1 protein-coding gene is annotated in these 507 nt (G+C 60.6%); it reads right to left on the bottom strand.

The window, feature by feature from the left end; translation table 11 throughout:
* Nucleotides 1-507, bottom strand: a 507-nt coding sequence (locus tag D5S19_RS04485) for a helix-turn-helix domain-containing protein (protein ID WP_199730344.1), incomplete at both ends; no start/stop codon positions are given.

Here is a 507-nt window from a genome sequence, read left to right as displayed (position 1 = left end):
GGGGTGACCAGGCTGGTGCCTTGGTAGCCTTTGTCGCCGATGCCGCCGCCGGAGTTTCGGACGACCTCAGCAATGGGTGTCTCGTCGAACGCCTTCTTGTCGTGCGTTTTTCCGGGGAGTGGGTCCGAAATGTAGATCGGCATCCCGTCTAGCAGGCCGACCAGTTGCGCGTTGAAGCCGGTGGTGCCGTGTTTCCGGCTCCACAGCTCCTTGTGCTCAGCGTAGGACCAGCACGGCGCGATGGTGCCATCGACCAGGCACACCCTGCCCTTTACCATCTCGATGGCCTCCTCCGCAGTTGGCACGAACTCCTCCAGCACCGCCTTGATTATCGGCACCAGAACCGTGACGATCCTCGATATCGTCGGCTGCGAGATATCCCACATATCGCCAAGAAACTCCTGCGTCCCGTTATGACGCAGATACATGCACGCGATCTCCACCGCCCGGTGCAATCCACACGACTTCGGCCGCCCGATCTTCTTATTCCACGGCTCGGTCAACGAT

The organism is Amycolatopsis panacis (assembly GCF_003600245.1).
Lineage (GTDB): Bacteria > Actinomycetota > Actinomycetes > Mycobacteriales > Pseudonocardiaceae > Amycolatopsis > Amycolatopsis sulphurea.
This window is presented reverse-complemented; position numbering and strand designations above follow the sequence as displayed.